This is a genomic window from Nocardioides sp., assembly GCF_025965415.1.
Lineage (GTDB): Bacteria > Actinomycetota > Actinomycetes > Propionibacteriales > Nocardioidaceae > Nocardioides.
On record NZ_JAOPWY010000168.1, the window covers coordinates 50,378 to 72,932 of the forward strand.

Genomic DNA, 22,555 nt, shown 5'->3' on the forward strand with positions numbered 1-22,555 from the left:
AGCGCCTCCGACCACACAGAATGCGGGAGTCCCCGATGAGCACCAAGCTCTCCAAGCAGCTGACGTACGACGCCCCGGCCGAGGCCGTGACCGCGATGCTCGACGACCCCGCGTTCCGCGAGGCGGTGCTCGCGCGCCAGAAGGTCCTGCGGGGCACGGTCGACATCGACGGCGACGTCGCGACGATCGAGCAGGTCCGCTCGGGCGCCGACATCCCGTCGGCCGCGCGCAAGTTCGTGGGCGACGAGATCGTCATCGTGCAGACGGAGACCTGGACCTCCCCGACCTCGGCGAAGATCGAGCTGGCCATCCCGGGCAAGCCCGGCGAGGCGGTCGGAACGCTGCAGCTCACCGAGGCCGGCGGCACGACGACCGAGACGGTCGACCTCGCCGTCAGCGTCCGGATCCCGCTCGTCGGCGGCAAGATCGAGGCCATGATCGCCGACATGGTCGAGCACGCGCTCGACAAGGAGCACGAGGTCGGCGTGGAGTGGCTCGCGCGCGGATGACGTTGCTGGACGAGTGCTGCATGGCGCTGGCCGAGGTCGTGGCCGGGCTCGGTGACGAGGATGCGTGGACGCCCACCGGCTGCACGGGGTGGACGGTGCGTGACCTCGTGTGGCACCTGCACGCCGACGCGGTCCGCGGACTGGTCGCGGCCCACACCCCCGCGCGTCGGCCGCCCGACTGCGACGCAGTCGCCTACTGGCGGTCCTGGGGCAGCGACGCGGCCGCGGACGAGCGCACCGCCGCCTCACGCGGGTCGAGGCGGGGCTCCACGAGTTCTCCTCGCTGCGCGAGCGCCACCTCGAGGCCGCGGCCGCGGTGGTGCAGGCCGTGGGCGCCCTCCCGGACGAGGAGGTCCTGGCCACCCAGGGTCACGCCATCCGCGCCGCCGACCTCGCCAGCACGCTGGCGGTGGAGGCCACGCTGCACCACGTCGACCTGGTCGCCCACCTCGGCGACCGCGCGGCCGGGCCCACCGCACGTGGGACGGCTGAGGTACGGCGCGTGGTCGAACGGCTCCTGGGGGTGGAGCTCCCCTGGTGGACGGACGAGCGGGTGGCCCTGGTCGGCACCGGCCGGGCCACGCCGACCGAGCACGAGAGCCACGACCTGTCGGGCGTGCGGCTTCCCGTCTTCAGCTGACCGACGACGCGTCAGCGCTCGGAGCGCATCCTGAGCCACACCACGATCCCGAGCACCACGAACGGCCCGAAGGCGAGCACCAGCACCAGGAGCTGCTCGTAGGGGTGCAGCGAACCCAGGTGCCAGAGGGTCATCGGGACCCTCAGCCCATGTGCGGGTAGAGGTGGTCCTTCGGCGGCACGAACGTCTCCTTGATCGAGCGCGGGGAGGTCCAGCGCAGCAGGTTGACCGCAGCACCGGCCTTGTCGTTGGTGCCCGAGGCCCGGCCGCCACCGAAGGGCTGCTGGCCCACGACGGCGCCGGTCGGCTTGTCGTTGATGTAGAAGTTGCCGGCCGCGAAGCGCAGCGTCTTGCGCGCCCACGCGATCGCCGCCCGGTCCTGGGAGATGATCGCGCCGGTCAGGGCGTAGGGGGCGAACGACTCCATCTGCTCCACGACCTGCTCGAAGCGGGCGTCGTCGTAGACGTGGACGGCCAGGATCGGTCCGAAGTACTCCTCGGAGAACATCTGGTCGGCCGGGTCGGTCGACTCGATGATCGTGGGCCGGACGAAGTAGCCGACCGAGTCGTCGACCTGGCCGCCGGCGAGGACGGTGAGGTGCTTGTTGCGCCGCGCGCGGGCGATCGCGGCCTTGTGCTTGGCGAACGCGCGGTCGTCGATGACGGCGCCCATGAAGTTCGACAGGTCCGTCACGTCGCCCATCGACAGCGCCTCGGTGTCGGCGATGAGCTGGTCCTTGATCTTCGCCCAGACCGACCTCGGGACGTAGGCCCGCGAGGCCGCCGAGCACTTCTGGCCCTGGAACTCGAAGGCGCCGCGGATCATCGCGACACGCAGCACGTCGGGGTCGGCGCTGGGGTGGGCGACGATGAAGTCCTTGCCGCCGGTCTCGCCGACGATGCGCGGATAGGTGCGGTAGCCCTGGATGTTCTCGCCGATCGTGCGCCACAGGTGCTGGAAGGTCGGCGTGGAGCCGGTGAAGTGGATGCCGGCGAGGTCGCGGTGGGTCAGCGCGACCTTGGAGACGTCGAGGCCGTCGCCGGGCAGCATGTTGATGACGCCGGGCGGCATGCCGGCCTCCTCGAGCAGCTCCATGGTCAGCGACGCGGCCAGCTGCTGGGTCGGCGACGGCTTCCACACGACGGTGTTGCCCATCAGCGCCGGCGCGGTGGGCAGGTTGCCGGCGATCGCCGTGAAGTTGAAGGGCGTGATCGCGTAGACGAAGCCCTCGAGCGGGCGGTGGTCCGTCCGGTTCCAGATGCCGGGGCTGTTGGCGATCGGCTGGTCGGCGAGGATCTGCTTGGCGTAGTGGACGTTGAAGCGCCAGAAGTCGATGAGCTCGCAGGCGGCGTCGATCTCGGCCTGGTAGGCCGTCTTGGACTGGCCGAGCATGGTCGCGGCGTTGAGGCGCTGGCGCCACGGGCCGGCGAGCAGGTCGGCGGCCTTGAGCAGGATCGCGCACTTCTCGTCGAACGGCATCGCGCGCCACGCCGGCGCGGCGTCGGTCGCGGCCTTGACCGCCGCCTCGGCGTCCTTGGTCGTGGAGTTCTTGAGCGTGCCGAGCACGTGGGCGTGGTCGTGCGGCTGGACGACCTTGATCTCCGCACCACCGCCGTTGCGCCGCCTGCCGCCGATGACCGCCCGGAAGGTGTGCTGCTTCTTCTCCATCCGGGCCAGCTCGGTGACGAGCTGCTCGCGCTCCGGGCTCCCGGGGGCGTACGTCAGGTTCGGCTCGTTGGTGGGGGCCGGCGGGAAGGTGATCGCGTCCATGCGGCTGATCGTGTCAGAGACTCACGCGGGGCTCAAAGGGAGGCGAGCAGGTCGCCGACCTCCTGCGACGCCCACCAGGCCAGGTCGTCGTCGGGGTCCGCGTCGTCGTGGCTGTCGACGTGCACCGCGACGACGTGGCGCCAGGCCACGGGGGTGCGGTCGTCGGCGGTCTCCACGACCACCACGACCCGGCGCCGCCGGCCGTCGGGGAGGCCGGACAGCAGCTCGGCCGAGGCGTCGGCAGCCGTCATCAGCGCGGCGTACTCGGCCTCCTCGCCGTCGTCCTCCGCGACCACGGCGTCGATGACCTCCGGACCCTCTCCCGCCCACTGCTCCGCGAGGCCGGGCAGGGTGGTGGGGACGTAGCGACGCATCACTTCTTGCGCCCGCGCGGCGCCCGGGGCCGCGAGGCCGAGGCCGAGTCCTTGAGCTCCTCCAGCGACTCCAGGACGCACTGGCCCAGGATGTCGGCGTCGGGCACGGCGTCGCGGTCGGTGGTGATGCCGTAGAAGACGCCGCCGTCGTAGGACGTGACGCCGATGGCCAGCGGGTGGTCGGGCAGCAGCGGGTGGACGGGGTAGGACTCGAGCATCCGGGCGCCGTCGGCGTACAGCGGGAACTGCGGCCCCGGGACGTTGGTGATCGAGACGTGGAAGCCGCGCCGCATCTCAGCCGCGGCGAGCCGGGAGCCGAGCGCGTGGAACGTGGTCGGCGCGAAGCCGGCGATGCCGGACAGGCGCCGGGCCGAGACGTTGCGGCCGTTGTCGCGGTGCGCCTTGAGGTCGTAGCTCACCTGGTGGAGCCGCACGACGGGGCTGGGCTCGACGATCGGCAGGTTGACCAGGTGGCCGGTGATCTGGCTGCCCAGCGAGGTGGCCTCGAGCTCGTCGTCGATGACCGACATCGGCACGATCGCCTTGATCGTCTTGAGCCCGCCCATCGACTCCGCCCGCGTCATCAGCCAGCCGCGCAGGCCACCCGCGATCGTGGCGAGGATGACGTCGTTGACGGTGCCGCCGTGCGCCTGGCGGATCTGGCGGTAGTCGGCGAGCTCGGTGCGGACGGCGACGAAGCGGCGCTGCTGCGACAGGCGGCGGTGCACCGGGGTGGAGTGGACCGGTCCCCGGCCGGCGAGGGCGTTGGCGACCTCGGCGACCCGGGCGCCGCTCGCGGAGGCCTGTCGGCCCAGCAGCTCGGCGTTGGCCCGCGTGGTCGACCAGAGCGTGCGCGGGCTCTCCAGGGTGTCGGTCACCGCGTTGAGCGCGGCCGCCACCGGACCTGCCGTACGCCGGGGGCGCCAGTCGTCGTCGTGACCGAGGGTCGAGCGGTCCGGCGAGGTGTCGAGCAGCACCTGGCCGATGTCGACGGTCTCGCGGCCGTCGACGAGGATCTGGTGGCTCTTGGTGAGCAGCGCGATCCTGCCGTCGGCGAGCCCCTCGACGAAGTAGACCTCCCACAGGGGGCGGCTGCGGTCGAGCGGCCGAGACGCGATGCGGGCGACGAGCTCGCGGAGCTGCTCCATCGTCCCGGGACGCGGCAGCGCGGAGCGGCGCACGTGGTAACCGAGGTCGAAGTTCTCGTCGTCCACCCAGGCCGGGTTGGCCAGCCGGGCCGGCACCGACTGGAGCCGCTGGCGGTAGCGGGGCACGAACGCGATCCGGTCGGCGATCAGCTGGACCAGCCGGTCGTGGTCGAAGCCGGAGTCGCCGGGATCGAAGATCTCCACCGTGGCGTTGTGCATGGGCGTCGTGGGGGACTCTGCGGCCAGGATGGCCAGGTCCCGCGGCCGGAGCCGCTCGCTCATCTTGTGCCCTCTCGTCGGTGACTCTTGCCCCGCATGGGATTCTGGCAGAGGCGGTGGCCGCTGTATGTCGTGGCCACCGTCACACGCGGAACCACCGAAGGAGAATCCTGTGTCCGGTCGCGGCCTTGCGCGCCTTGTCCCCCTCGCCCTCGTCCTCGCCCTCGGCCTGACGGCGTGCAGTGACGGCGGTGAGGCCGACCCGCCCGCCGGCACCCAGACCTCTGCCACGGAGGGTGACTCCGTCGCGGTCACCGTGACCCGCGAGGGCGGCACCTTCACGCCCAACGGCGAGCGGGTCGAGCTCGGCGTCGACCAGACCCTCGTCCTCACGATCACCGCAGACGAGGCCGGCGAGTTCCACGTGCACAGCACGCCGGAGCAGGAGATCGCCTACGAGGCCGGCACCAGCGAGCACGAGATCACCATCGACCGCCCGGGCGTGGTGGAGGTTGAGAGCCACGAGCCTGCCTCGATCGTGCTGCAGCTCGAAGTTCGTTGAGCGCGCGCGGCTCGATCTCGGCCCACGGGCTCGGAGGCGCCAAGGACCTGCCCATCCCGTCCGAGCTGGCCATCGCCGGCGCGGTCGCGGCGCTGGTCATCTCCTTCACCGTCCTGGCCGTGGCCTGGCGCGAACCTCGCTACGACGCCGCGACGACCGGCCGTCCGGCTCCGGCGTGGCTCGACCGGTTCGTGTCGTCACGAGCGCTGGCCGTCGGCGCGCGGGTGCTCGGGATGGCGTTCTTCCTCTACGTCGCCGCGGCGGCGGTCTTCGGCAAGGACTCCCTGATCAACCCGTTCCTCGGGACGGTCTACGTGCTGCTCTGGGTCGGACTCGTGCCGGCGTCCCTGCTGTTCGGCCCGTTCTTCAGGGCCGTGAGCCCGGCCCGCACCATCAGCATGCTCTTCGCCCGGATCTCGGGGGTGCCCGAGGGCGAGGGTCTCTACGCCTACCCCGCCCGCCTCGGCTACTGGCCGGCAGCCGTGGGCCTCTTCTCGTTCGTCTGGCTCGAGCTGGTCTACCCCCACTCCACCGACCTCGGCCCCGTGCGGCTGTGGGCGGCCGCCTACCTCGGCATCATGTTCATCGGCTCGGCCGTGTGGGGTACGACGTTCCTCGAGCGCGCCGATCCGTTCGAGGTCTACTCCTCGCTCGTGGCGAAGCTCTCGGTCTGGGGCCGCCGCGAGGGCGTGCTGGTCCTGCGCAGCCCGCTGGCCAACCTCGACACCGTCGTGCCACGCCCGGGCCTGGTGGCGGTGGTGGGCGTGCTGTTCGGCAGCACCGCCTTCGACTCCTTCCGGGAGTCCACCGTCTGGCTCAAGCTCGTGCAGTCGCTGTCGACCGCGCGGATCGGGCCCGACACGCTCGCCCTGCTGGGCTTCTCGGTCGGGGTCGCGCTGGTGCTGACCGTCGCCACGATGGCCACCGGAGTCACCAGTGAGACCCCGCGCCGCGCGCTGCCCGACCTCTTCGCGCACTCGGTGGTGCCGATCATCGTCGGCTACATCGTGGCCCACTACCTGACCTACTTCGTGGAGTACGGCCAGCAGACGCTGATCCAGCTCAGCGACCCGTTCAGCCGCGGCGACGACTTCCTCGGCACCGCGGACCTGCAGATCAACTACTGGCTGTCCGCGCACCCGACGTTCCTGGCCGTCACCAAGGTGCTGGCCGTCGCGCTCGGCCACGTGGTCGGCGTCGTCGCGGCCCACGACCGCGCCATCCAGCTGTTGCCGCGGCGCCACCAACTGACCGGTCAGCTCCCGCTGCTGGTGGCGATGGTGGGGTTCACCGTGGGAGGTCTGTACCTGCTGTTCGCGGCGTGACGCGGCCCTTGAGGGCGGGCGGCAGGGCTCCGTAGGGCCAGCCCTGCGGCAGGTCCGGGGAGACCAACACGATCTCGCAGCTCCCGAAGGGGTCGACCTGGTCGAGCGGGTCGCGCCAGCCCACGAACACGACCCGGTCGGCGGTGCCGTTGGCCTGGGTCCCGTCGTCGCAGCGGATCTTGTCCACGAAGCCGTCGGGCAGGACGTAGACCGTGTCGTCGCCCTCCTCGGTGAAGACCTTGTCGGCGCCGGAGCCGAGGAAGACGACGTCGTTGCCCTCGTCGCCCTTGATGAGCCAGTCGTGGCCGTCGTCGTCGACGAGGACGTCGTCACCGGGGCCGCCCTGGAGGGCGCCGTCGTCGCCGGGCCCACCGTCGATCCAGTCGTTGCCGGCACCGCCGACGTGCTTGTCCGAGCCCTCGCCGCCGAGGAGGCGGTCGTCGCCGTCGTTGCCGCCGAGGATGTCGTTGCCGAGCTCGCCGTAGACCGTGTCGTTGCCGACGTTGGAGGAGATGACGTCGTCGCCCTCGCCGCCGTAGAGGACGTCGTCGCCCTGGCCGCCGTCGATCTTGTCGTTGCCCAGCCCGCCCGCCACGAAGTCGTTGCCGGGCTGCGCTGTGATCCAGTCGTTGCCGCCGTCGCCGTAGACCGTGTCGTCGCCGTTGCCGCCGTAGACGGTGTCATCCCCGCCGGAGCTGCGGACCTGGTCGCGACCGCCGAGCGCCATGATGTGGTTGGGCTTGGCGTTGGCCACGATCACGTCGTTGCCCGGCGTCCCCTGGGGAACCTTGCGGGCGGCATGGGCAGGCGCGGCGAGCAGGGTCAGGGAGAGCAGGGCGCAGGCGCACGCGCGGAGAGGTGTCGACACCGGGGTCTCCTTCGGGTGGAAACCACAGAGTATGCCGTTCCTTGACCAAATTCAGACAATTCCTGAGAAAGAAATGACTAGAAAGTACGGCGTGTCGACTGGAACCGCCGGACTCGCCGACTCCGGCGGCGCGGCGTCGCCACGACGCTCGCGGGGAACACCGCGTCCGTCAGGGACGCGATGGCCTGAGCGAGCGGGGAGGGCCCCAGCTCGACCAGGGGGCGTCCCGACACGAGAGCCTTGTCGAGACCGGCACGGTCCTCTGGCAGGAAGTGCAGTCCGGCGACCCGGCTGAACCCCTCGACCATCCCCGCGATCTCCTTCTCCGACCACCCGATGGAGCCGCGCATGCGGTTGACGACGACCCGCACCGGGACCCCGGCGGTGCGCTCGCGCAGGTCGACGAGCCCGCGGGCCAGGCGGGCCAGTCCGACGGGGTCGGCCGCGCCCACGACGACCACCTCGTCCGCCTGCTCGAGCGCGGCCAGCGTGAGCGCGTTGCGGGCCGGACGAGCACCGAAGTCGGACCCGGCGTCGTCCTCGAGGCAGAAGCCCGTGTCGACCACGACCTCCCCGGCCGCCCGGCCCCGCTCGAGCAGCTGGTCGACGTGGGCGGAGCGCACCTCGCGCCAGCGCTCTGCCCGTGGGAGACCCGTCACGACGGCGAGGTGGTCGCCGATCCCCCGGCACACCGAGGCGAACCGGTCGTCGAGCTGGCCCGATCCGGCCAGCCGCGCCGCCGAGAGCAGGCCGGACACCTCGTCGAGGATGCCGAGCTGCTGGGCGACCGCCCCGCCGTAGGGGTCGAGGTCGGCCAGCACCACGTCGACCCGGCGCCGGGCGACCTCGCAGGCCAGGTGCGTGGCCACCGTCGTACGACCGGGGGCACCGGCGGGCCCCCACACGACGACGACCCGGCCTCCGTCTGCGGCCGCCTCCGGAGCCGGGGCGTCCGGCCCGGCACCGGGGACGACGGGTGCCCGGGTGTCCGCGACGTCCTCGACCGTGGTCACCACCGTGGGCAACGACGCCAGCTCGCCCGGGCCCACCACTGCCGTGATGCCCAGGCCCCGGGCGTGCTCGCGCGCGTCGAGGTCGTCGGGGCGCGCGGAGGTCACGGCGACGGGGCGTACGGCGTGGCGGCGCAGGTGGGCGATGCTCGCCGGATCGAGGCCGGGTGCGTCGAGGGACAGCACGGCGACGTCGGCCTGTCCGCTGGTGACCGCGGCGAGCAGGTCGTCGACGTCAACGCAGCGCTTGAGCACCACGACACCGGGGTGTGCCTCCAGGTCGGCGAGCGCCGGGGACTCCCACGCCTCACCCGCGGCCAGGAGCAGCACGCAGATCACGGTTTCAGCCCCGACCGACGACGCGGACGCGGTCGTCGCCGCTGGCCGCGAGGACCAGCCCCAGCGACTCCTCCTCGTCCTGCGGCACGGCGAGGACCAGCTGGCGGGAGGTCGCCGACGCGAAGGAGTCGGAGACGACCGGCGCGTCGAGGACGAGCACGTCGTCGAGCACCAGCTCGGCCGCCGCGCGCCGTCGTCCGTTGTCACCGATGACCCAGACGTCGACGTGGGAACCCCGGACGACGTGGGTCGGCACGTGCTCCGCAGCGAGCGCGATCGAGACGTCGACCGTGCCGTCGTCGACCTCCTCCCCCAGCGCGCCGACGGGCACCAGCTCGCCGGCCGTCAGCGGCCGGTCGAGGGTGAGGGCGGCCGGGAGCTCGTCGTCGACAGAGAGGTAGCGCTGCCGGTCGGCGCCCTCGTCGAAGCGCACCCGCGTCGCGGTGAGGTCGTCGGCGGTGAGCGTCTGGCCGGCGACGAGGTCGGTGGAGGCGGCCCACACGGGCGTCATGTCGTCCGCACCCGAGAGCAGGCGGGCGCCCGCGACCACCGAGCCCGTCACCAGCACGACCCCGATCCACAGGCGCGGGTCGCGCCATCCGGGAGAGGTGGTGCGGGTGGCCGCAGGGACGTCGGTGCGGGGCGCGCGAGACACATTCCGAGACACATTCCGAGACACAGGGGCCATCATTGCCGCACGCGCGGGACTTCACACCTGTCTCTCCACAGGCACCGGCCGGGCGGCGTCGCGCGTCACCGCGTCGATGGCACGATGACCCCATGGCCGAGGACCCCCGCTTCCTGACGCTCGCCGACGTGGCCGAGGTGCTCAACACCTCCGGTGCGCAGGTCTACGCCCTCGTGCGCCGTGGCGACCTGCCCGCGATCAAGATCGGTGGTCGCGGCCAGTGGCGCGTCGAGCGGGTACAGCTCGAGGAGTTCATCCAGCGGATGTACGCCGAGACCAGGACGTTCGTCGACCAGCACCCGTTCGTGGAGGCCGACGCCCCGTCGAGTAGCGAGGAGCGAGCAGGCCGGGACTAGCCGACCTTGCCGTCGAGCTCGATCTGCACGACCTGCTCCTCGCCGCCGCGCACCACCGACATCTCCACGATCTCCCCGGGAAGGTGCGTGCGGATGGCCACGATGAGGGCGATGCCGTCGTTGACGGGCTGGTCGCCGACGGCGGTGATCACGTCGTCCTTCTTCAGCCCGGCGCGCTCGGCGGGGGTGTCCGGCATGACCTCGGTGATCGTCGCACCCGACGCGTCGGCCTCGCCCCCGGTGCGGACCTGGGCGCCGATCACGGGGTACTCGGCCTTGCCGGTCCGCAGGATCTGGTCCACGGTCGTCCTGACCTGCTCGATCGGGATCGCGAAGCCGACGCCGATGTTGCCCGACTCGTTGGTCGCCCCGCCTGTGGTGGCGATGGCGGAGTTGACCCCGACCACCTCGCCGGCGAGGTTGACCAGCGGTCCGCCGGAGTTGCCTGGGTTGATCGCGGCGTCGGTCTGCACGGCGTTGATGTAGGAGGAGTCGTCGCCGGAGTCGCCCGACGTGGTGACCGGCCGGTTGAGGGCGCTCACGATGCCGGAGGTGACGGTCTGGCTCAGTCCGAGCGGGGCACCGAAGGCGATCACGGAGTCGCCGACGTGGAGCACCTGGGAGGCGCCCAACGCGGCGGGCTCGAGCGACTCGGCGCCGTCGACGTCGAGCACCGCGAGGTCGTAGACCGAGCTGCGACCCACCACGGTCGCCTCGTGCCGCTCACCCTTGTGGTCGATCACCACGATCGGCCCCTCGTCCTCGGCGGCGGAGGCGACCACGTGGTTGTTGGTCACCACGTGGCCCTCGCGGTCGAGCACGAAGCCGGAGCCGGTGGCACCCGCGGCCTCACCGTCGAACTCGGCCACGATCTGCACCGTGCTCGGCAGCAGCGCCTGCGCGACCGCGGGGACCGATCCGTTGTCGGCGTCGAGGGGCGCGGCGGTCTGGGTCCGGACGCCCTCGAGGCCGTTGTCGACCGTGCCCGGCCGGGAGGCCAGCTGGTCCTGCAACGCCCCGCCCGCGAGGCCACCGAGGAGGCCCACCACCAGCGCGAGGGCCGCCACCGCGGGCCACACCCACAGGGGCAGCTTGCGCGTCGGCCGGACGCTGGCGCGCGGGCCGTAGGGCTGCTGCGGATAGGGACCCGGACCGGGGCCGAAGTAGACGGGCTGCTGACCGGGTGGGGTCGCGGGCTGCGGGGCGAAGGGCACCGTCGGTGCGGCCTGCTCGCGCTGCGGCGGCGGACCGGCGAGCATGCCGTAGGCCTGGCCGTCGGGCTGCACGGACGGTGCCGGCGGCGCGGCCCGGGGCTCGGGCTCGGGCTCGGGCTCGACGGGGGTGGACGCGCTCCATCCCGCGAGGGGCTGGGTGGGCTCCTCGGGCGCCGGCGACTCGTCGTACGACGGCTCAGGTGCCTGGTCGTCGCGGGTCGGGTCGGGCTGCTCGTCGGGTCTGTGCTCGTCGCTCACGGAGCAATCTTCTCCCGGATCGCCACGAGGCGCTCGGCCAGGGGCGTCCGGGAGGGTGCGACCGGGGCACGGGCGACGCGGTCGTCGAGGTTGCTCACCGGGGTCACGCGACCGACCGGGCGGCTCAGGTCGGTGGCCGGCGGGCGCGGCTCCATCCGGGGTGCGCCGGCGACGCCGAGCGCCAGCACCCCGACGACGCAGGCGCTCGCCGCACCACCGCCGATGGCCACCAGCCCGCGACGCGACCGGTGGTGGGACGGCGGGAAGGCGGGCGCCGAGAGCGGGCCCGAGGACGGCGTCAGCGACGGGCAGCGACCGATCAGCGAGGACTTGAAGTCGTGGGAGGTCTGCGAGGGCCCGAAGGAGAGCTGGGCGAGCTGGGTCTTGACCCAGCCCTCGTGCTCGACGAGGTCACGGCAGGCATGGCAGGTGTGGACGTGCGCCCAGCAACGCTCCTCCTCCTCCGGAGAGAGGTGGCCGTCGACGAGGGCGCTGACCCGGGATCCGAGGTGCGTCATCAGGACACCGCCCCTCGCGGGTGGGGCGCGGTGGGGCCGGAGTAGCGCTGGCGCCCGGCCGCAGGCTCGCGGTGGGAGAGGGCCTTGCGGAGCATGCTCCGGCCGCGGTGGATGCGGGAGCGCACGGTGCCCAGCTTGGCGTCCATGATCTCCGCGATCTCCTCGTAGCTGAGGCCCTCCACGTCGCACAGCACGACGGCGGCGCGGAAGTCGGGCGGCAGCGTGGCGAGGGCGGTCTCGATGTCGTCGTCGAAGGTCTGCTCGGCCACGGCGAGCTCCGGCGCGAGCGCCGGGCTGGTGAGCCGGGCGGCGCGCTCGTCCGAGAGCGGGTCGAAGCGGATCCGCTGCTTGCGGCGGGCGCCGTCGAGGAAGAGGTTGGTGGTGATGCGGTGCAGCCACCCCTCGAACGTGCCGGGGGTGTAGGTGTCGAGCGAGCGGAAGACGCGGACGAAGACCTCCTGGGTGAGGTCCTCGGCGTCGGGCCGGTTGCCGGTGAGGCGGTAGGCCAGGCGGAAGACGCGGTCGGAGTGCTGCTCGACGACCTCGTCCCACGTGGGGACGCTCTCCGGCGCGCGCGTGGTGTCGACCTGCTCGCCCACGGGATCCCCCTGGCTCGACTTCCTCGACCGCAGCTGCACCGGTTCGCTGTCCTTCCTGACGCTAGGGAGCCCGCCTGAGAGTTCCCTGTGAACCTCATGCGCGTGGACCAAGAACTTCACGGGACCGACGTGGACCCGAGCGCCCCGCACGTGGCGGCGTACAGCCTCCAACGAGCGAGGTCGCACGTGTGTTCCCGACCACGCCGGACGGCCCGTGCGCGATACAGTCGCGCCGTGCCCCACCACACTTCGTCGATCAAGCCCGCGAGCTGGACCTACGCCGAGACCTTCGTGCCCGAGGACGACCTGCTGGCCGCCGCTCGCGGCCGGGCCGACGAGGTCGGCGTGTCCCCCGTCGGCTCCGGCGTCGGCGCCGCCCTGCGCTTCCTCGCCTCCGTGCTGGACGCGCGCGCGGTCGTCGAGATCGGCACGGGCACCGGAGTCTCGGGGCTCTGGCTGCTGCGCGGGATGCGCACGGACGGCGTGCTCACCACGGTCGACATCGAGGCCGAGCACCAGCGCCTCGCCAAGGAGACCTTCACCGAGGCCGGCATCCCCAGCAACCGGGCCCGCACCATCGCCGGGGCCGCGCTCGACGTGCTCCCGCGCCTGACCGACGGCCACTACGACCTCGTGTTCTGCGACGGCGACAAGCGCGAGTACGCCGCCTACCTCAAGGAGGCGCTGCGGCTGTTGCGCCCGGGCGGGATCGTGGCCTTCGACAACGCGCTCTGGCACGACCGCGTGGCCGACCCCGCCCAGCGCGACGAGGAGACCGTCACCATCCGTGAGCTCGGCCGCACGATCCTCGACCACGAGTCGCTCGTGCCGGTGCTGCTGCCCGTGGGCGACGGCCTGCTGGTCGCCAAGAAGGAGTGGGCGCCCGAGGCCTGAGGGGCTCAGGCGCGGGGGGCGGCGGCGAAGCCGTCCCAGCCCTCGGCGATCGCGACGATGTCGCACGCCTCGACCAGGATCGGCGGCGAGCCGATGATCCGCGATCCCGGCGACTCGGCCGCGCCCTGGGTGAAGGCGCGCTCGAACTCCTCGCGGGCCTCGCTGGTGGCGAAGACGTAGCAGCCCTCGAACCACTCCCCGCGCACCATCCGCCACGTCTTGAAGCGCAGGCCGGCCATGCCGGTGAAGCGGGCGTGCGAGGTCTCGGCGACATAGGTCGCGAGCCGGTCCTCCACGCCTTCGGCCGCGTCGGCCAGCGACCAGCGCACGGTGAGCCCCAGCACCGGGTCAGCCGATCCCGTCGAGCGGGTCCTCGGACCCGAGCCACGAGAGCAGCAGGCGGGGACCGAAGCCGCTGGGGCCGGCCGTCCACTCGTGGCGGTCGGTCGGCGACTCCGCGGCGGAGGCGAAGTCGATGTGGGCCCACGGGACGTCGCCGGCGAAGTGCTGGAGGAACAGCGCCGCGGTGATCGCGCCGGCACCACCGGCGGCGTTGTCGCCGTCGGCGATCTTCGACGTCACGCGCTCCTCGTAGTCGGTGACCAGCGGCATCCGCCAGACGTTCTCGCCGGAGGCGGTGGCCGCAGCCTCGACGTGCCCGGCGAGGGCATCGTGGTTGGCGAAGTAGCCGCCCGTCCACTGGCCCAGCGCCACCTTCATCGCGCCCGTCAGGGTGGCGATGTCGACCAGCACGGTCGGTGACAGCTCGGCGACGGCGTACGCCATCGCGTCGGCCAGCACCAGGCGCCCCTCGGCGTCGGTGTTGTTCACCTCGGAGGTCCGGCCGCCGAAGTGGGTGATCACGTCGCCGGGGCGCATCGCGGAGCCGCTGACGGCGTTCTCCGCCGCGGGGACCAGACCGACCACGCGGACCGGGCAGTCGACGTCGCGCAGCGCGGCCATCGCGGCGATGACGGCACCGCCGCCGCTCATGTCGCGCTTCATCGTCAGCATGCTCTCGCTGGGCTTGATGTCGAGGCCGCCGCTGTCGAAGGTGATGCCCTTGCCGACGAGCACGACCGTGGGCATGCGCTTGGAGGCCCCGCGCGGGGTGTAGTCCATGCGGATCAGGCGCGGCGGGTGCACCGAGCCACCGCCGACGGCCAGGATGCCGCCGAAGCCCTCGGCGAGGAGCCGGTCCTCGTCCCAGACGGTGACGTCGAGGCCGGCAGCGCGGCCGACCTCCTCGGCCTGCTCGGCCAGCCAGGCGGGCGTCTTGAGGTTGGCGGGCACGGTCGCGAGCGCCCGGGACCGCCACCCGGCTCCGCCGAGAGCGATCGACCGGGCCAGCTCGTCGTCGGCGCCGTCGTCGCTCACGTCGGCCAGCACGATCCGTGCGACCGGGCGCTCCTGCGGGCCGGTGGAGCGCCAGTGGAAGGCGAAGGAGCCGAGCATGGCGCCGACGACGAGGGCGCCGAGCCCCTCGTCCGGCGCGATCGCGGCGAGCGTGGTGACCACGCTGGCGCGGTCCTTGGTCGCACGGGCCAGCGCGGCGCCGGCCCTGCGGAAGTCGGTGACGGAGCCGTCGCCGACGCCGACGAGGAGCACGAGGCCCACGTCGTCGGTGGCGCCGGTCGACGCGACCGGGATCGTGGTCACCTCACCGGCGCGGCCGGTGGCGCGGGCGGCGTCGAGGGCCGCCAGCAGGTCGATGCCGAGGGCCTCGGAGGCCTCGTCGGCACCGGGTCCGAGCAGCAGTCCGTCCTCTTCAGGGAGGACCGGGAACGCCCACACCTCGGCCCCGCCGATCTGGTGCGGCAGCGCAGGACTGAGGGCGAACTCGGGCGGGGAGACCTGGGTGGGCAGCTGCGCTGTGGTGGCCACGATCAGCCGACGACGCCCTTGAGGGCGTCACCGAGATTCGTGGCCTCCTCGGCGTTGAGCTCGACCACCAGCCGACCTCCGCCCTCGAGCGGGACGCGCATGACGATGCCGCGGCCTTCCTTCGTGACCTCGAGCGGTCCGTCGCCCGTGCGGGGCTTCATGGCGGCCATCGGCGCACCTCTTCCTGTTCAGCCATCTGTTCGGCGATGGTGGCTCTTCACATGCGAAACGAGGCGGCTGAGTCGTGCCTGGCCGCCCCGATAGGCGTCGTACGGGATCCATTATCCCTCATGGAGCACGTGATCGGCACCACAGGGCGTGCGGACGCCCGATCCCGGTCGGGCAGACTGCCCCCATGACGAGCTCAACCGCTGCCCCCGTCCTGCTCGACGTCGTCGACTCGGTGGCCACGATCACCCTCAACCGCCCCGACGCGATGAACGGCCTCGACGTCGCCACCAAGGACCTGCTGCTGGAGACCGTGCGGCAGGTGGCCGACGACCCGGAGGTCCGCTGCGTGATCCTCACCGGGAGCGGTCGCGCGTTCTGCGTGGGCCAGGACCTCAAGGAGCACCTCGCCGGGCTGACGGGCGAGGCCGACATCCCGCTCTCCGACACGGTGGAGAAGCACTACAACCCGATCATGCTGGCGCTGTCGACCATGCCCAAGCCGGTCATCGCCGCGGTCAACGGCGTCGCCGCCGGGGCCGGCGCGAGCCTGGCCTTCGCCGCCGACTTCCGGATCGTCGTCGACACAGCGGGCTTCAACACCTCCTTCGCCGGGGTGGCGCTCTCGTGCGACACCGGCTCCAGCTGGACGCTGCCGCGACTGGTGGGCCGGGCGAAGGCGATGGAGCTGCTCTACTTCCCGCGCACCGTCTCAGCTGAGGAGGCGCTCGAGCTCGGCCTCGCCACGCAGGTGGTGCCGGAGTCAGGATTCGCCGCGACCGTCGGCGAGCTGGCGGCCCACCTGTCCGCCGGCCCGACCGTCGCCTTCGGCTCCATCCGGCAGGCAGTGGCGTACGCCGCAGCCCACCCGCTCGAGGACTCCCTGGCCTTCGAGGCCGAGAAGATGGCGCTGACCGGCGGCACGGAGGACCACCTCGCCGCGGTGCACGCGTTCGTGACGAAGGAGAAGCCGGTCTACCGGGGCCGCTGAGCCCGCGCGTCTACTCCGCATCAATTGGCTCGCGTCCGCACCGGTGGAACGAGCCGATCGATGCGGACTACACGGGGGTCAGCTGCGCGAGGCGCGGTGCGCGCCGAGCACGCCGAGCACCTGCCGCGGTGCCTCGACGACCATCCGGCGACGGGCCGGGCGGGCGCCGTACTCGACGGTGAGCGCGGCGCCGCGGAAGTGGTGGTTGAACCACATCGTCAGCGTTCCGTGGCACAGGCCGCCACAGTCGAGCGACGCCTGCGGCAGCCGCAGGGCGCGGGCCAGCCGCCGGGCGAACCGCGAGTCCTTGGTGTCGGTGTCCACGCCGTTGAGCGGCTGGTGGAAGCTGACCACGCGGAACGGGTCGATGCCCTCGAGGAACCTCATCACCGCACGTGTCTCGGGCTCGCTGCCGGGGCGCGGACCGGACTCGTAGTTGCCGTCGAGGTCGGCCCAGTCGAAGGGGAAGTTGCGGTTGAGGTCGACGCCGCGGGCGTTGCGGCGCGTGCCGCGGGCCAGCCCGTCGGGGTTGTAGGTCGGGATCACCCAGAGGTCGACGCCGCGGATGGCGCGGCCGTCGCGCAGGCTCTCGAGGATCCCGCGGGTGTGCGGCTCGTTGCCGTGCATGGTGGAGATCAGCACGACCCGCCGCCTGCCCGGCTCGCCGAGCCGCCAGGCCCGGATCGGGCGTCCCCTGACCGAGTGCCCGATGGTGCGGGCCTCGACCACGGCCGGACGGTCGCCCGCATCGGCCTCCACCGCGGTGGCCGTCACCGGGGCGAGGACGGACAGGCCGGTCGCCGCGAGGGCGGCCACGAGCAGGCGCCGCATCAGACGGCGGCCGTCAGGTAGGCGTAGGTGAAGACGAGGACGCCGACCGCCATCCCGAGGTGGGCCAGCAGGGAGAGGCCGGGGCCGTCGCTCCAGCTGTCGCCGGACACCTCGGGCACGTGCCGGCCCTTCGCCGGCAGCCAGCGGGCGAGGATCAGCAGACCGCAGATGGCCGTGATCCACCACAGCGCGATCGCCAGGATGCCGACCGCGGGCCCGCCGAACAGCGAGTCCTCCGGCGACACCAGGACGCCCAGCCACAGGACGAGGGCGAGCATGCCGCACACGAAGTGGGCAGCGGGCAGCCGACTGCTGATGGAGAACCGGCCGGCCGCGTCGTCGCCCCGCAGGCGCAGACGGGTCAGCACGATCGCCACGGCGGCCAGCGCGGTGAGGATCCAGACCACGATCGGGAACGACATCTGCGGCAGTCTGCCCTAGGCCGGTCCGGCGTCGCCAGACGCGTCATCGTCCTCGAGCTCGGTGGCGAGCCGGGCGAGGAGGTCGTCGACGTCGGACATCCGGTAGCCGCGGACCGCGAGCGGGAACCGGACGGTGCGCAGGTCCTGGGCCCCGAGGCGGCGGTCGGTGGGCAGCGCGAGGTCCGGGCGGTCGTCGTACGCCGGTGCCATCGAGCCGCCGCGCCCGGAGGCCACCATCGCGACACCGCCCATGGCGAGCACGATCAGGAGGGCGAAGAGCCACATCATCCGTGGGCCTTCTTCGCCGCCACCATGAGCGCCACCGCCTCGTCGACGTCGTCGGTCAGCACCATCATGTCGAGGTCCGTGGCCTTGATCTTGCCCTCGGCCAGCGCCGTCTCGCGCAGCCACCCGAGCAGGCCCTGCCAGTAGGCGGTGCCGATCAGCACGATCGGGAACGACGTGACCTTCCGCGTCTGCACGAGGGTGAGCGCCTCGAAGAGCTCGTCGAGGGTGCCGAGGCCACCGGGGAGCACCACGAAGCCCTGGGAGTACTTGACGAACATGGTCTTGCGGGCGAAGAAGTAGCGGAAGTTGATGCCCTTGTCGACCCACTGGTTGAGGCCCGACTCGAAGGGCAGCTCGATGCCGAGGCCGACGCTGACGCCGCCGGCCTCGCAGGCGCCCTTGTTGGCGGCCTCCATCGTGCCGGGGCCGCCACCCGTGATCACCGCGAAGCCCGACTCGACGAGCTTGCGGCCGGCCTCCTCGGCCACGGCGTAGTGCGGGTGGTCGACAGACGTGCGGGCCGACCCGAAGACCGCGATGGCCGGTCCGAGCTCGGCCAACGCCCCGAAGCCCTCGACGAACTCTGCCTGGATGCGCAGCACGCGCCACGGATCGGTGTGCACCCAGTCCGCGGAGCTGCGGGAGTCGAGGAGCCGCTGGTCGGTGGTGCTGCCGTCCTTGACCTGGCCGCGGCGCTCGACGACCGGCCCCTTCATGCGATCGGTGGTGCGGTCGCTCATGCCAGCCACTCCTTGAGGGTGCGCTCGCACCGCTCGATGTGCTCGGTGGGGACGTGCTCGTCCTGCTTGTGCGCGAACATCGGGTCGCCCGGGCCGAAGTTGACCGCCGGGACGCCGAGCTTGGTGAACTGCGCGACGTCGGTCCACCCGAACTTCGGGTGGGCCTCTCCCCCGACGGCCTCGACGAACGCCTGGGCGGCCGGGCGGTCGAGGCCGGGCATGGCGCCGGCGGCCAGGTCGGTCACCGTGACGTCGTACCCCTCGAAGAAGTCGCGGACGAACGCCTCCGCGTCCGCCTCGCTCCGGTCGGGGGCGAAGCGGAAGTTGACCTCGACCACGCACTCGTCGGGGACCACGTTGCCGGCGACCCCGCCGCGGATCCCCGTGGCGTTGAGGCCCTCGTGGTAGCGGAGGCCGTCGATCTCGGGCTCGTGGGCGACGTAGTCGTTGAGCCGGGCGAGGATCGGGCCGGCGAGATGGATCGCGTTGACCCCCTTCCAGCTGCGCGCGCTGTGGGCACGCTCGCCGGTGGTGCGTACGTCGACGCGCATCGTGCCCTGGCAGCCCGCCTCGATCGCGGCGTTGCTGGGCTCCATGAGGATCGCGAAGTCGGCCTCCACCAGCTCGGGGTCGCTGACGGTCAGCTTGCGCAGGCCGTTGTGGACCGAGTCGACCTCCTCTGCCTCGTAGAAGATGAACGTGAGGTCGCGGTTGGGCTCGGTGACGTCGGCGGCGAGCTTGAGCATCACCGCGTCGCCGCCCTTCATGTCGCAGCTGCCGAGACCGTGGAGGACGCCGTCCTCGAGGCGCGAGGGCAGGTTGTCGTTGAGCGGGACCGTGTCGAGGTGCCCGGCGATCACGACCCGCTCCCCGCGCCCGAGGTCGGTCCGGGCGACCACCGTGTGGCCGCGCCGGGTGACCGTGAGGTGCGGCAGGGTGCGCAGCGCCGCCTCGACGGCGTCGGCGATCTCCTGCTCGTGGTGGGAGACCGACTCGATGTCGACGAGCTGCTGGGTGAGGGTGACGACGTCGGCGGAGAGATCGAGGTGTGGCATGGAATCAATACAACCAGCAGGCCGTGCGGTGCGTCGTAGGGTGAGGCGCGCGTCGGGCAGACCGGCGCTCAGGACACGGGGGACAGACGCGATGCGAGTCGTTGCACGCTTCATCTTCTTGGTCGTGGCGGGCGTGGTGAGCGCTCCGCTCGTCGCGCCACCTGCCGGTGCCGCGCCGACGTGGCGGCCGGTCACCAACCTCTTCGCCGACCTGTCCGCAGCCGGTGGCTCCGCGCAGACGCCAGCGGTCGCCGTCGACGCCGCCGGCAACGCGACCGTGGTCTGGTCGCGGTCCAACGGCACCCAGTTCGTGGCGCAGGCATCGACGCGACCCGTCGGGGGCACCTGGAGCGCGCCCGTGGATCTCGCTGCCGGCAGGTTGATCCACTTCCCGCAGCTGGTCGTCGACCCTGCCGGCAACGCGACGGCCGTGTGGAGGCGCGTCGAGGCCGACCGCAGCGTCGTGCAGGCCGCCACGCGGCCTGCGGGCGGCGCGTGGAGCGCTCCCGTGGACCTCTCCACGGACACGGTCGTCGACCCCACCCAGCTGCCCGACTTCCCGCAGGTCGCGGTGGACGCGACCGGCACCGTGACTGCCACCTGGTCGCACTTCGAGGCCAACTCGTACACGGTGCAGGCTGCCGCGCGAGCGACCGACGGCACCTGGACCACGCCGGTCGACCTCTCTGCCCCCGCCACCTCCGCGCGGACGACCGATGTCGCCGTGGACCCCGCGGGGAACGCCACCGCGACCTGGGTCGCCGGCTCATCCGTCCAGGCCGCCAGCCGTGCGGCCGCCGGCGCCTGGACTGCTCCGGTCGAGCTCTCCGGGACGGCCGGATTGCGGGCGAACCCGCGGATCGTGGTCGACCCGGTCGGCAACGCGACCGCGGTCTGGGGCAGCTTCGCCGGCGGCAGCTACGGCGTCCAGACCGCCTCCCGGCCGCTCGGCGGCACGTGGACCGCGCCGCTCGACCTGGCGCGCGGGGAGGTCTTCGACACTCCCGCGCTCGCCGTCGACCACCGAGGCACCACCACCGCGGTCTGGCAGAGCCACGACGGATCGGGCTGGATCGTCACCAGCGCCACCCGTGAGGTCGGTGCCCCTTGGGGAAAGGCGGTCGCCCTCTCGCCCACCGGGCCGGACTCCTGGGACCCGCAGGTCACCGTCGATCCCGCAGGCAACGCCACGGCGCTCTGGTCCCGCGCTGACGAGGACGGACGCGTCGTGCAGGCCGCGCGCCGCCCGGCCGGCGGCAGCTGGTCGGAGCCCGTTGACCTCACAGTCGGCGGCGACGCCTGGCACCCGCAGGTCGCGGTCGACCCCGCGGGCAACGCCACCACGGCATGGTCACGCCACGACGGGAAGAGCTGGATCGTCCAGGCCCGCGGCCTCGACGCCGCCGGCCCCGTCGTCACGGAGATCACGGGCGGGACCGCCGCGAGCTCCAGTCGGGTCCGGACCTACGCGGTGAAGGCCCATGACGTGTGGTCGAGGGTCGCCTCGGCCCGGTGGACCTTCCCCGACGGCACCACCGCGGTCGGCACCTCGGTCTCGCACCAGGGAGGCCGGGGCGACACTGGACCGGTCCGGGTGGTGCTGACCGACTCCGTCGGCAACGCGACCGCCTGCACCTACACGGGCACCTTCACGTGCGGCTCGACCACCCGCGTCGCTCCGTTCATCACCCGGGCCGCGCTCGACCAGCACAAGATCCGCGCCATCGGCTCGGGCGGTCCGGCTCCGAAGAAGGCGAAGGCGACGATCACCATGGGCACGGCGGCCAGGGTCACGCTCACCTTCCGCAAGGCGGGCACCCGCACGCAGGTCCGCCTGGTCAAGCGCCTGGAGGCCGGCCGCAACGTGGTCGCGATCCGAGCGCGCCTCGGCTCGGGCAAGACGCTCGCCCCGGGCCGCTGGACGATCGTCGTCTCAGCCAGGAACAAGGTCGGCACCAGCCCGAAGGAGAAGCTCCGCCTCCGCGTCGTCCGCTGATCCGCGGCCGCTCGAGCTGACACCATGCAGCGCATGCCCACCCTGCAACGCGTCGAGACCTGGCCGCCGACGGGCTTCCACGACCGACTCTGGGACACGCAACCCGAGGGGCCGGGCGACCCTCTCGTGGATGCAATGGCCCGTGCGGCGCGTCCGGTCTCCGAGCTCTACAGTGAAGCGCTTGCCGCGCTGGGTCTCACAGCGATGTGCACCACGCTCGGGCTCGCCATTGCCACGAGGCGTGAGGACAGTGGTCCCGACGAGGTCACGGTCAGGGTGTGGCGAGACCAGCGTGGAATGCCCGCGGAGACGGGGTTCGTGCACCTCGGCCCGAGCGTCGGACTCCTCGACGCAGCTGCTCGTGCCCGCCTCGCCCTGGACGTGGTCCACACCGGCGTGCGCCTCCTGATCGAGGCGCGTGGCGGTGACCCGTCCGTCCTCGATGCCTGCCGCGACCACGTGGAGGCAAGTGGATTCGTCTACGCGTGGTCGGGCGGCTGGACGTCCAGCCCGGACCGGAGGCACGAGGCTCGCGCAACCTATCGGCTCGCCGCTGATGATGATTTCGCCCGGGCTCGACTCGAGGTCAGGCAGCGGACGTCCGGCGCGACCACGTCGTCCAGCGACGAGACGGTCGCCTTCTGCACCTCGGCCCGATTGCACCGCAGCGCCCGGACGTTGCGGTGGCGAGGGAGCGCCGAGCTCTCGTTCACCCCCTACGTCGGCCTGGTGCCGTCGCACGACGGCGGTCCGCTGTCTGCCCGCTCCGTCGGCGACGGCTGGGAGTTCACGCTGCCCGCGCCACTGGCCGTACGTGCTCCCGGCGGCGTCGGGATCCAGGAGGACCCCGACGCGCCGGTGCCCACCGTGGTGGGGACGCTGGCCTGA

General features: G+C 72.5%; 27 protein-coding genes and 1 pseudogene. 10 read left to right on the plus strand and 18 right to left on the minus strand.

All coding sequences use genetic code 11. The annotated features are described in order from the left end of the window. Nucleotides 1-35 precede the first annotated feature (35 nt). The 3 genes and pseudogenes from JWN97_RS17760 (at nt 36) to JWN97_RS17765 (ending at nt 1,149) form a co-directional block, all read left to right on the plus strand. Nucleotides 36-509 (plus strand): DUF2505 domain-containing protein, encoded by a 474-nt coding sequence (locus tag JWN97_RS17760; protein WP_297625779.1) that lies wholly within the window; start codon nt 36-38, stop codon nt 507-509. Between the two features lie 20 nt (nt 510-529). Next, nucleotides 530-811, plus strand: a pseudogene (locus JWN97_RS21295) (maleylpyruvate isomerase N-terminal domain-containing protein); the annotation flags it as partial. Nucleotides 812-837: 26 nt separating this feature from the next. Next, on the plus strand, nt 838-1,149 hold the full coding sequence (locus JWN97_RS17765) for a hypothetical protein (RefSeq protein WP_297625782.1): 312 nt from the start codon (nt 838-840) through the stop codon (nt 1,147-1,149). 11 nt (nt 1,150-1,160) lie between these two features. On the opposite strand, the gene JWN97_RS17770 is transcribed toward JWN97_RS17765, so the two are convergent. The 4 genes from JWN97_RS17770 to JWN97_RS17785 are packed head-to-tail and all read right to left on the minus strand — an operon-like array spanning nt 1,161 to nt 4,724. After that, a complete protein-coding gene (locus JWN97_RS17770) occupies nt 1,161-1,283 on the minus strand; it encodes a hypothetical protein (protein ID WP_297625785.1) in 123 nt (40 codons plus the stop codon). Between the two features lie 8 nt (nt 1,284-1,291). After that, the gene (gene pruA, locus JWN97_RS17775; protein ID WP_297625788.1) at nt 1,292-2,920 is read right to left on the minus strand and encodes an L-glutamate gamma-semialdehyde dehydrogenase; all 1,629 of its coding nucleotides are present in this window, start codon (nt 2,918-2,920) and stop codon (nt 1,292-1,294) included. A 32-nt stretch (nt 2,921-2,952) separates the two neighbouring features. After that, nucleotides 2,953-3,294 carry a hypothetical protein gene (locus tag JWN97_RS17780; protein WP_297625791.1) on the minus strand — a complete coding sequence of 114 codons (342 nt, stop codon included), beginning with the start codon at nt 3,292-3,294 and terminating at the stop codon, nt 2,953-2,955. Next, on the minus strand, nt 3,294-4,724 hold the full coding sequence (locus tag JWN97_RS17785; RefSeq protein WP_297625793.1) for a wax ester/triacylglycerol synthase family O-acyltransferase: 1,431 nt from the start codon (nt 4,722-4,724) through the stop codon (nt 3,294-3,296). Before JWN97_RS17785 ends, JWN97_RS17780 begins: the two co-directional genes overlap by 1 nt. A gap of 109 nt (nt 4,725-4,833) precedes the next feature. Between JWN97_RS17785 and JWN97_RS17790 the strand changes: the two genes are divergently transcribed. After that, nucleotides 4,834-5,223 carry a hypothetical protein gene (locus JWN97_RS17790; protein ID WP_297625796.1) on the plus strand — a complete coding sequence of 130 codons (390 nt, stop codon included), beginning with the start codon at nt 4,834-4,836 and terminating at the stop codon, nt 5,221-5,223. Continuing rightward, on the plus strand, nt 5,220-6,548 hold the full coding sequence (locus tag JWN97_RS17795; RefSeq protein WP_297625799.1) for a hypothetical protein: 1,329 nt from the start codon (nt 5,220-5,222) through the stop codon (nt 6,546-6,548). The genes JWN97_RS17790 and JWN97_RS17795 overlap by 4 nt, the downstream gene beginning before the upstream one ends. Here JWN97_RS17795 and JWN97_RS17800 read toward each other — a convergent pair. From JWN97_RS17800 to JWN97_RS17810, 3 genes are all read right to left on the minus strand, one after another. After that, nucleotides 6,511-7,416, minus strand: a complete 906-nt coding sequence (locus JWN97_RS17800) for a hypothetical protein (protein WP_297625801.1) — start codon at nt 7,414-7,416, stop codon at nt 6,511-6,513. The genes JWN97_RS17795 and JWN97_RS17800 overlap by 38 nt on opposite strands. 77 nt (nt 7,417-7,493) lie before the next feature. Further along, a complete protein-coding gene (locus JWN97_RS17805) occupies nt 7,494-8,765 on the minus strand; it encodes a hypothetical protein (protein WP_297625803.1) in 1,272 nt (423 codons plus the stop codon). Nucleotides 8,766-8,769: 4 nt separating this feature from the next. Next, nucleotides 8,770-9,420 (minus strand): hypothetical protein, encoded by a 651-nt coding sequence (locus JWN97_RS17810; protein ID WP_297625805.1) that lies wholly within the window; start codon nt 9,418-9,420, stop codon nt 8,770-8,772. Nucleotides 9,421-9,545: 125 nt separating this feature from the next. Here JWN97_RS17810 and JWN97_RS17815 point away from each other — a divergent pair, with 125 nt between their 5' ends. Continuing rightward, complete coding sequence (locus JWN97_RS17815; RefSeq protein ID WP_297625807.1) at nt 9,546-9,809, plus strand: helix-turn-helix domain-containing protein; 264 nt, start codon at nt 9,546-9,548, stop codon at nt 9,807-9,809. On the opposite strand, the gene JWN97_RS17820 is transcribed toward JWN97_RS17815, so the two are convergent. Genes JWN97_RS17820 through sigE form a run of 3 tightly spaced genes read right to left on the minus strand, consistent with a single transcriptional unit; the run spans nt 9,806 to nt 12,398 of the window. After that, the gene (locus JWN97_RS17820; RefSeq protein ID WP_297625809.1) at nt 9,806-11,281 is read right to left on the minus strand and encodes a trypsin-like peptidase domain-containing protein; all 1,476 of its coding nucleotides are present in this window, start codon (nt 11,279-11,281) and stop codon (nt 9,806-9,808) included. The genes JWN97_RS17815 and JWN97_RS17820 overlap by 4 nt on opposite strands. Then, on the minus strand, nt 11,278-11,799 hold the full coding sequence (locus tag JWN97_RS17825) for a zf-HC2 domain-containing protein (RefSeq protein ID WP_297625811.1): 522 nt from the start codon (nt 11,797-11,799) through the stop codon (nt 11,278-11,280). Before JWN97_RS17825 ends, JWN97_RS17820 begins: the two co-directional genes overlap by 4 nt. Continuing rightward, nucleotides 11,799-12,398: an RNA polymerase sigma factor SigE gene (sigE, locus tag JWN97_RS17830; protein ID WP_297625813.1), complete on the minus strand. Its 600-nt coding sequence runs from the start codon at nt 12,396-12,398 to the stop codon at nt 11,799-11,801. The genes JWN97_RS17825 and sigE overlap by 1 nt, the downstream gene beginning before the upstream one ends. 234 nt (nt 12,399-12,632) lie before the next feature. Between sigE and JWN97_RS17835 the strand changes: the two genes are divergently transcribed. Next, on the plus strand, nt 12,633-13,292 hold the full coding sequence (locus JWN97_RS17835) for an O-methyltransferase (protein ID WP_297625816.1): 660 nt from the start codon (nt 12,633-12,635) through the stop codon (nt 13,290-13,292). Between the two features lie 5 nt (nt 13,293-13,297). On the opposite strand, the gene JWN97_RS17840 is transcribed toward JWN97_RS17835, so the two are convergent. Genes JWN97_RS17840 through JWN97_RS17850 form a run of 3 tightly spaced genes read right to left on the minus strand, consistent with a single transcriptional unit; the run spans nt 13,298 to nt 15,346 of the window. Beyond that, nucleotides 13,298-13,636 carry a hypothetical protein gene (locus JWN97_RS17840; RefSeq protein ID WP_297625819.1) on the minus strand — a complete coding sequence of 113 codons (339 nt, stop codon included), beginning with the start codon at nt 13,634-13,636 and terminating at the stop codon, nt 13,298-13,300. A gap of 4 nt (nt 13,637-13,640) precedes the next feature. Next, nucleotides 13,641-15,176, minus strand: a complete 1,536-nt coding sequence (locus tag JWN97_RS17845) for a leucyl aminopeptidase family protein (RefSeq protein ID WP_297625822.1) — start codon at nt 15,174-15,176, stop codon at nt 13,641-13,643. Nucleotides 15,177-15,178: 2 nt separating this feature from the next. Beyond that, on the minus strand, nt 15,179-15,346 hold the full coding sequence (locus JWN97_RS17850) for a DUF3117 domain-containing protein (protein ID WP_175507292.1): 168 nt from the start codon (nt 15,344-15,346) through the stop codon (nt 15,179-15,181). 185 nt (nt 15,347-15,531) lie between these two features. Between JWN97_RS17850 and JWN97_RS17855 the strand changes: the two genes are divergently transcribed. After that, the gene (locus tag JWN97_RS17855) at nt 15,532-16,335 is read left to right on the plus strand and encodes an enoyl-CoA hydratase-related protein (RefSeq protein WP_297625830.1); all 804 of its coding nucleotides are present in this window, start codon (nt 15,532-15,534) and stop codon (nt 16,333-16,335) included. Between the two features lie 78 nt (nt 16,336-16,413). On the opposite strand, the gene JWN97_RS17860 is transcribed toward JWN97_RS17855, so the two are convergent. The 5 genes from JWN97_RS17860 to dapE are packed head-to-tail and all read right to left on the minus strand — an operon-like array spanning nt 16,414 to nt 19,671. Beyond that, on the minus strand, nt 16,414-17,166 hold the full coding sequence (locus JWN97_RS17860) for a M14 family zinc carboxypeptidase (protein ID WP_297625833.1): 753 nt from the start codon (nt 17,164-17,166) through the stop codon (nt 16,414-16,416). After that, nucleotides 17,166-17,588, minus strand: a complete 423-nt coding sequence (locus tag JWN97_RS17865) for a hypothetical protein (RefSeq protein WP_297625835.1) — start codon at nt 17,586-17,588, stop codon at nt 17,166-17,168. The genes JWN97_RS17860 and JWN97_RS17865 overlap by 1 nt, the downstream gene beginning before the upstream one ends. A gap of 15 nt (nt 17,589-17,603) precedes the next feature. Next, the gene (locus JWN97_RS17870) at nt 17,604-17,876 is read right to left on the minus strand and encodes a DivIVA domain-containing protein (protein WP_297625838.1); all 273 of its coding nucleotides are present in this window, start codon (nt 17,874-17,876) and stop codon (nt 17,604-17,606) included. Further along, nucleotides 17,873-18,616, minus strand: a complete 744-nt coding sequence (locus JWN97_RS17875) for a TIGR00730 family Rossman fold protein (RefSeq protein WP_297625841.1) — start codon at nt 18,614-18,616, stop codon at nt 17,873-17,875. Before JWN97_RS17875 ends, JWN97_RS17870 begins: the two co-directional genes overlap by 4 nt. Beyond that, nucleotides 18,613-19,671: a succinyl-diaminopimelate desuccinylase gene (gene dapE / locus JWN97_RS17880; protein WP_297625844.1), complete on the minus strand. Its 1,059-nt coding sequence runs from the start codon at nt 19,669-19,671 to the stop codon at nt 18,613-18,615. Before dapE ends, JWN97_RS17875 begins: the two co-directional genes overlap by 4 nt. A 91-nt stretch (nt 19,672-19,762) precedes the next feature. Here dapE and JWN97_RS17885 point away from each other — a divergent pair, with 91 nt between their 5' ends. Then, complete coding sequence (locus tag JWN97_RS17885; RefSeq protein WP_297625847.1) at nt 19,763-21,667, plus strand: PKD domain-containing protein; 1,905 nt, start codon at nt 19,763-19,765, stop codon at nt 21,665-21,667. Between the two features lie 33 nt (nt 21,668-21,700). Continuing rightward, entirely contained in the window at nt 21,701-22,555 is an 855-nt protein-coding gene (locus JWN97_RS17890) for a hypothetical protein (RefSeq protein WP_297625849.1), read from the plus strand.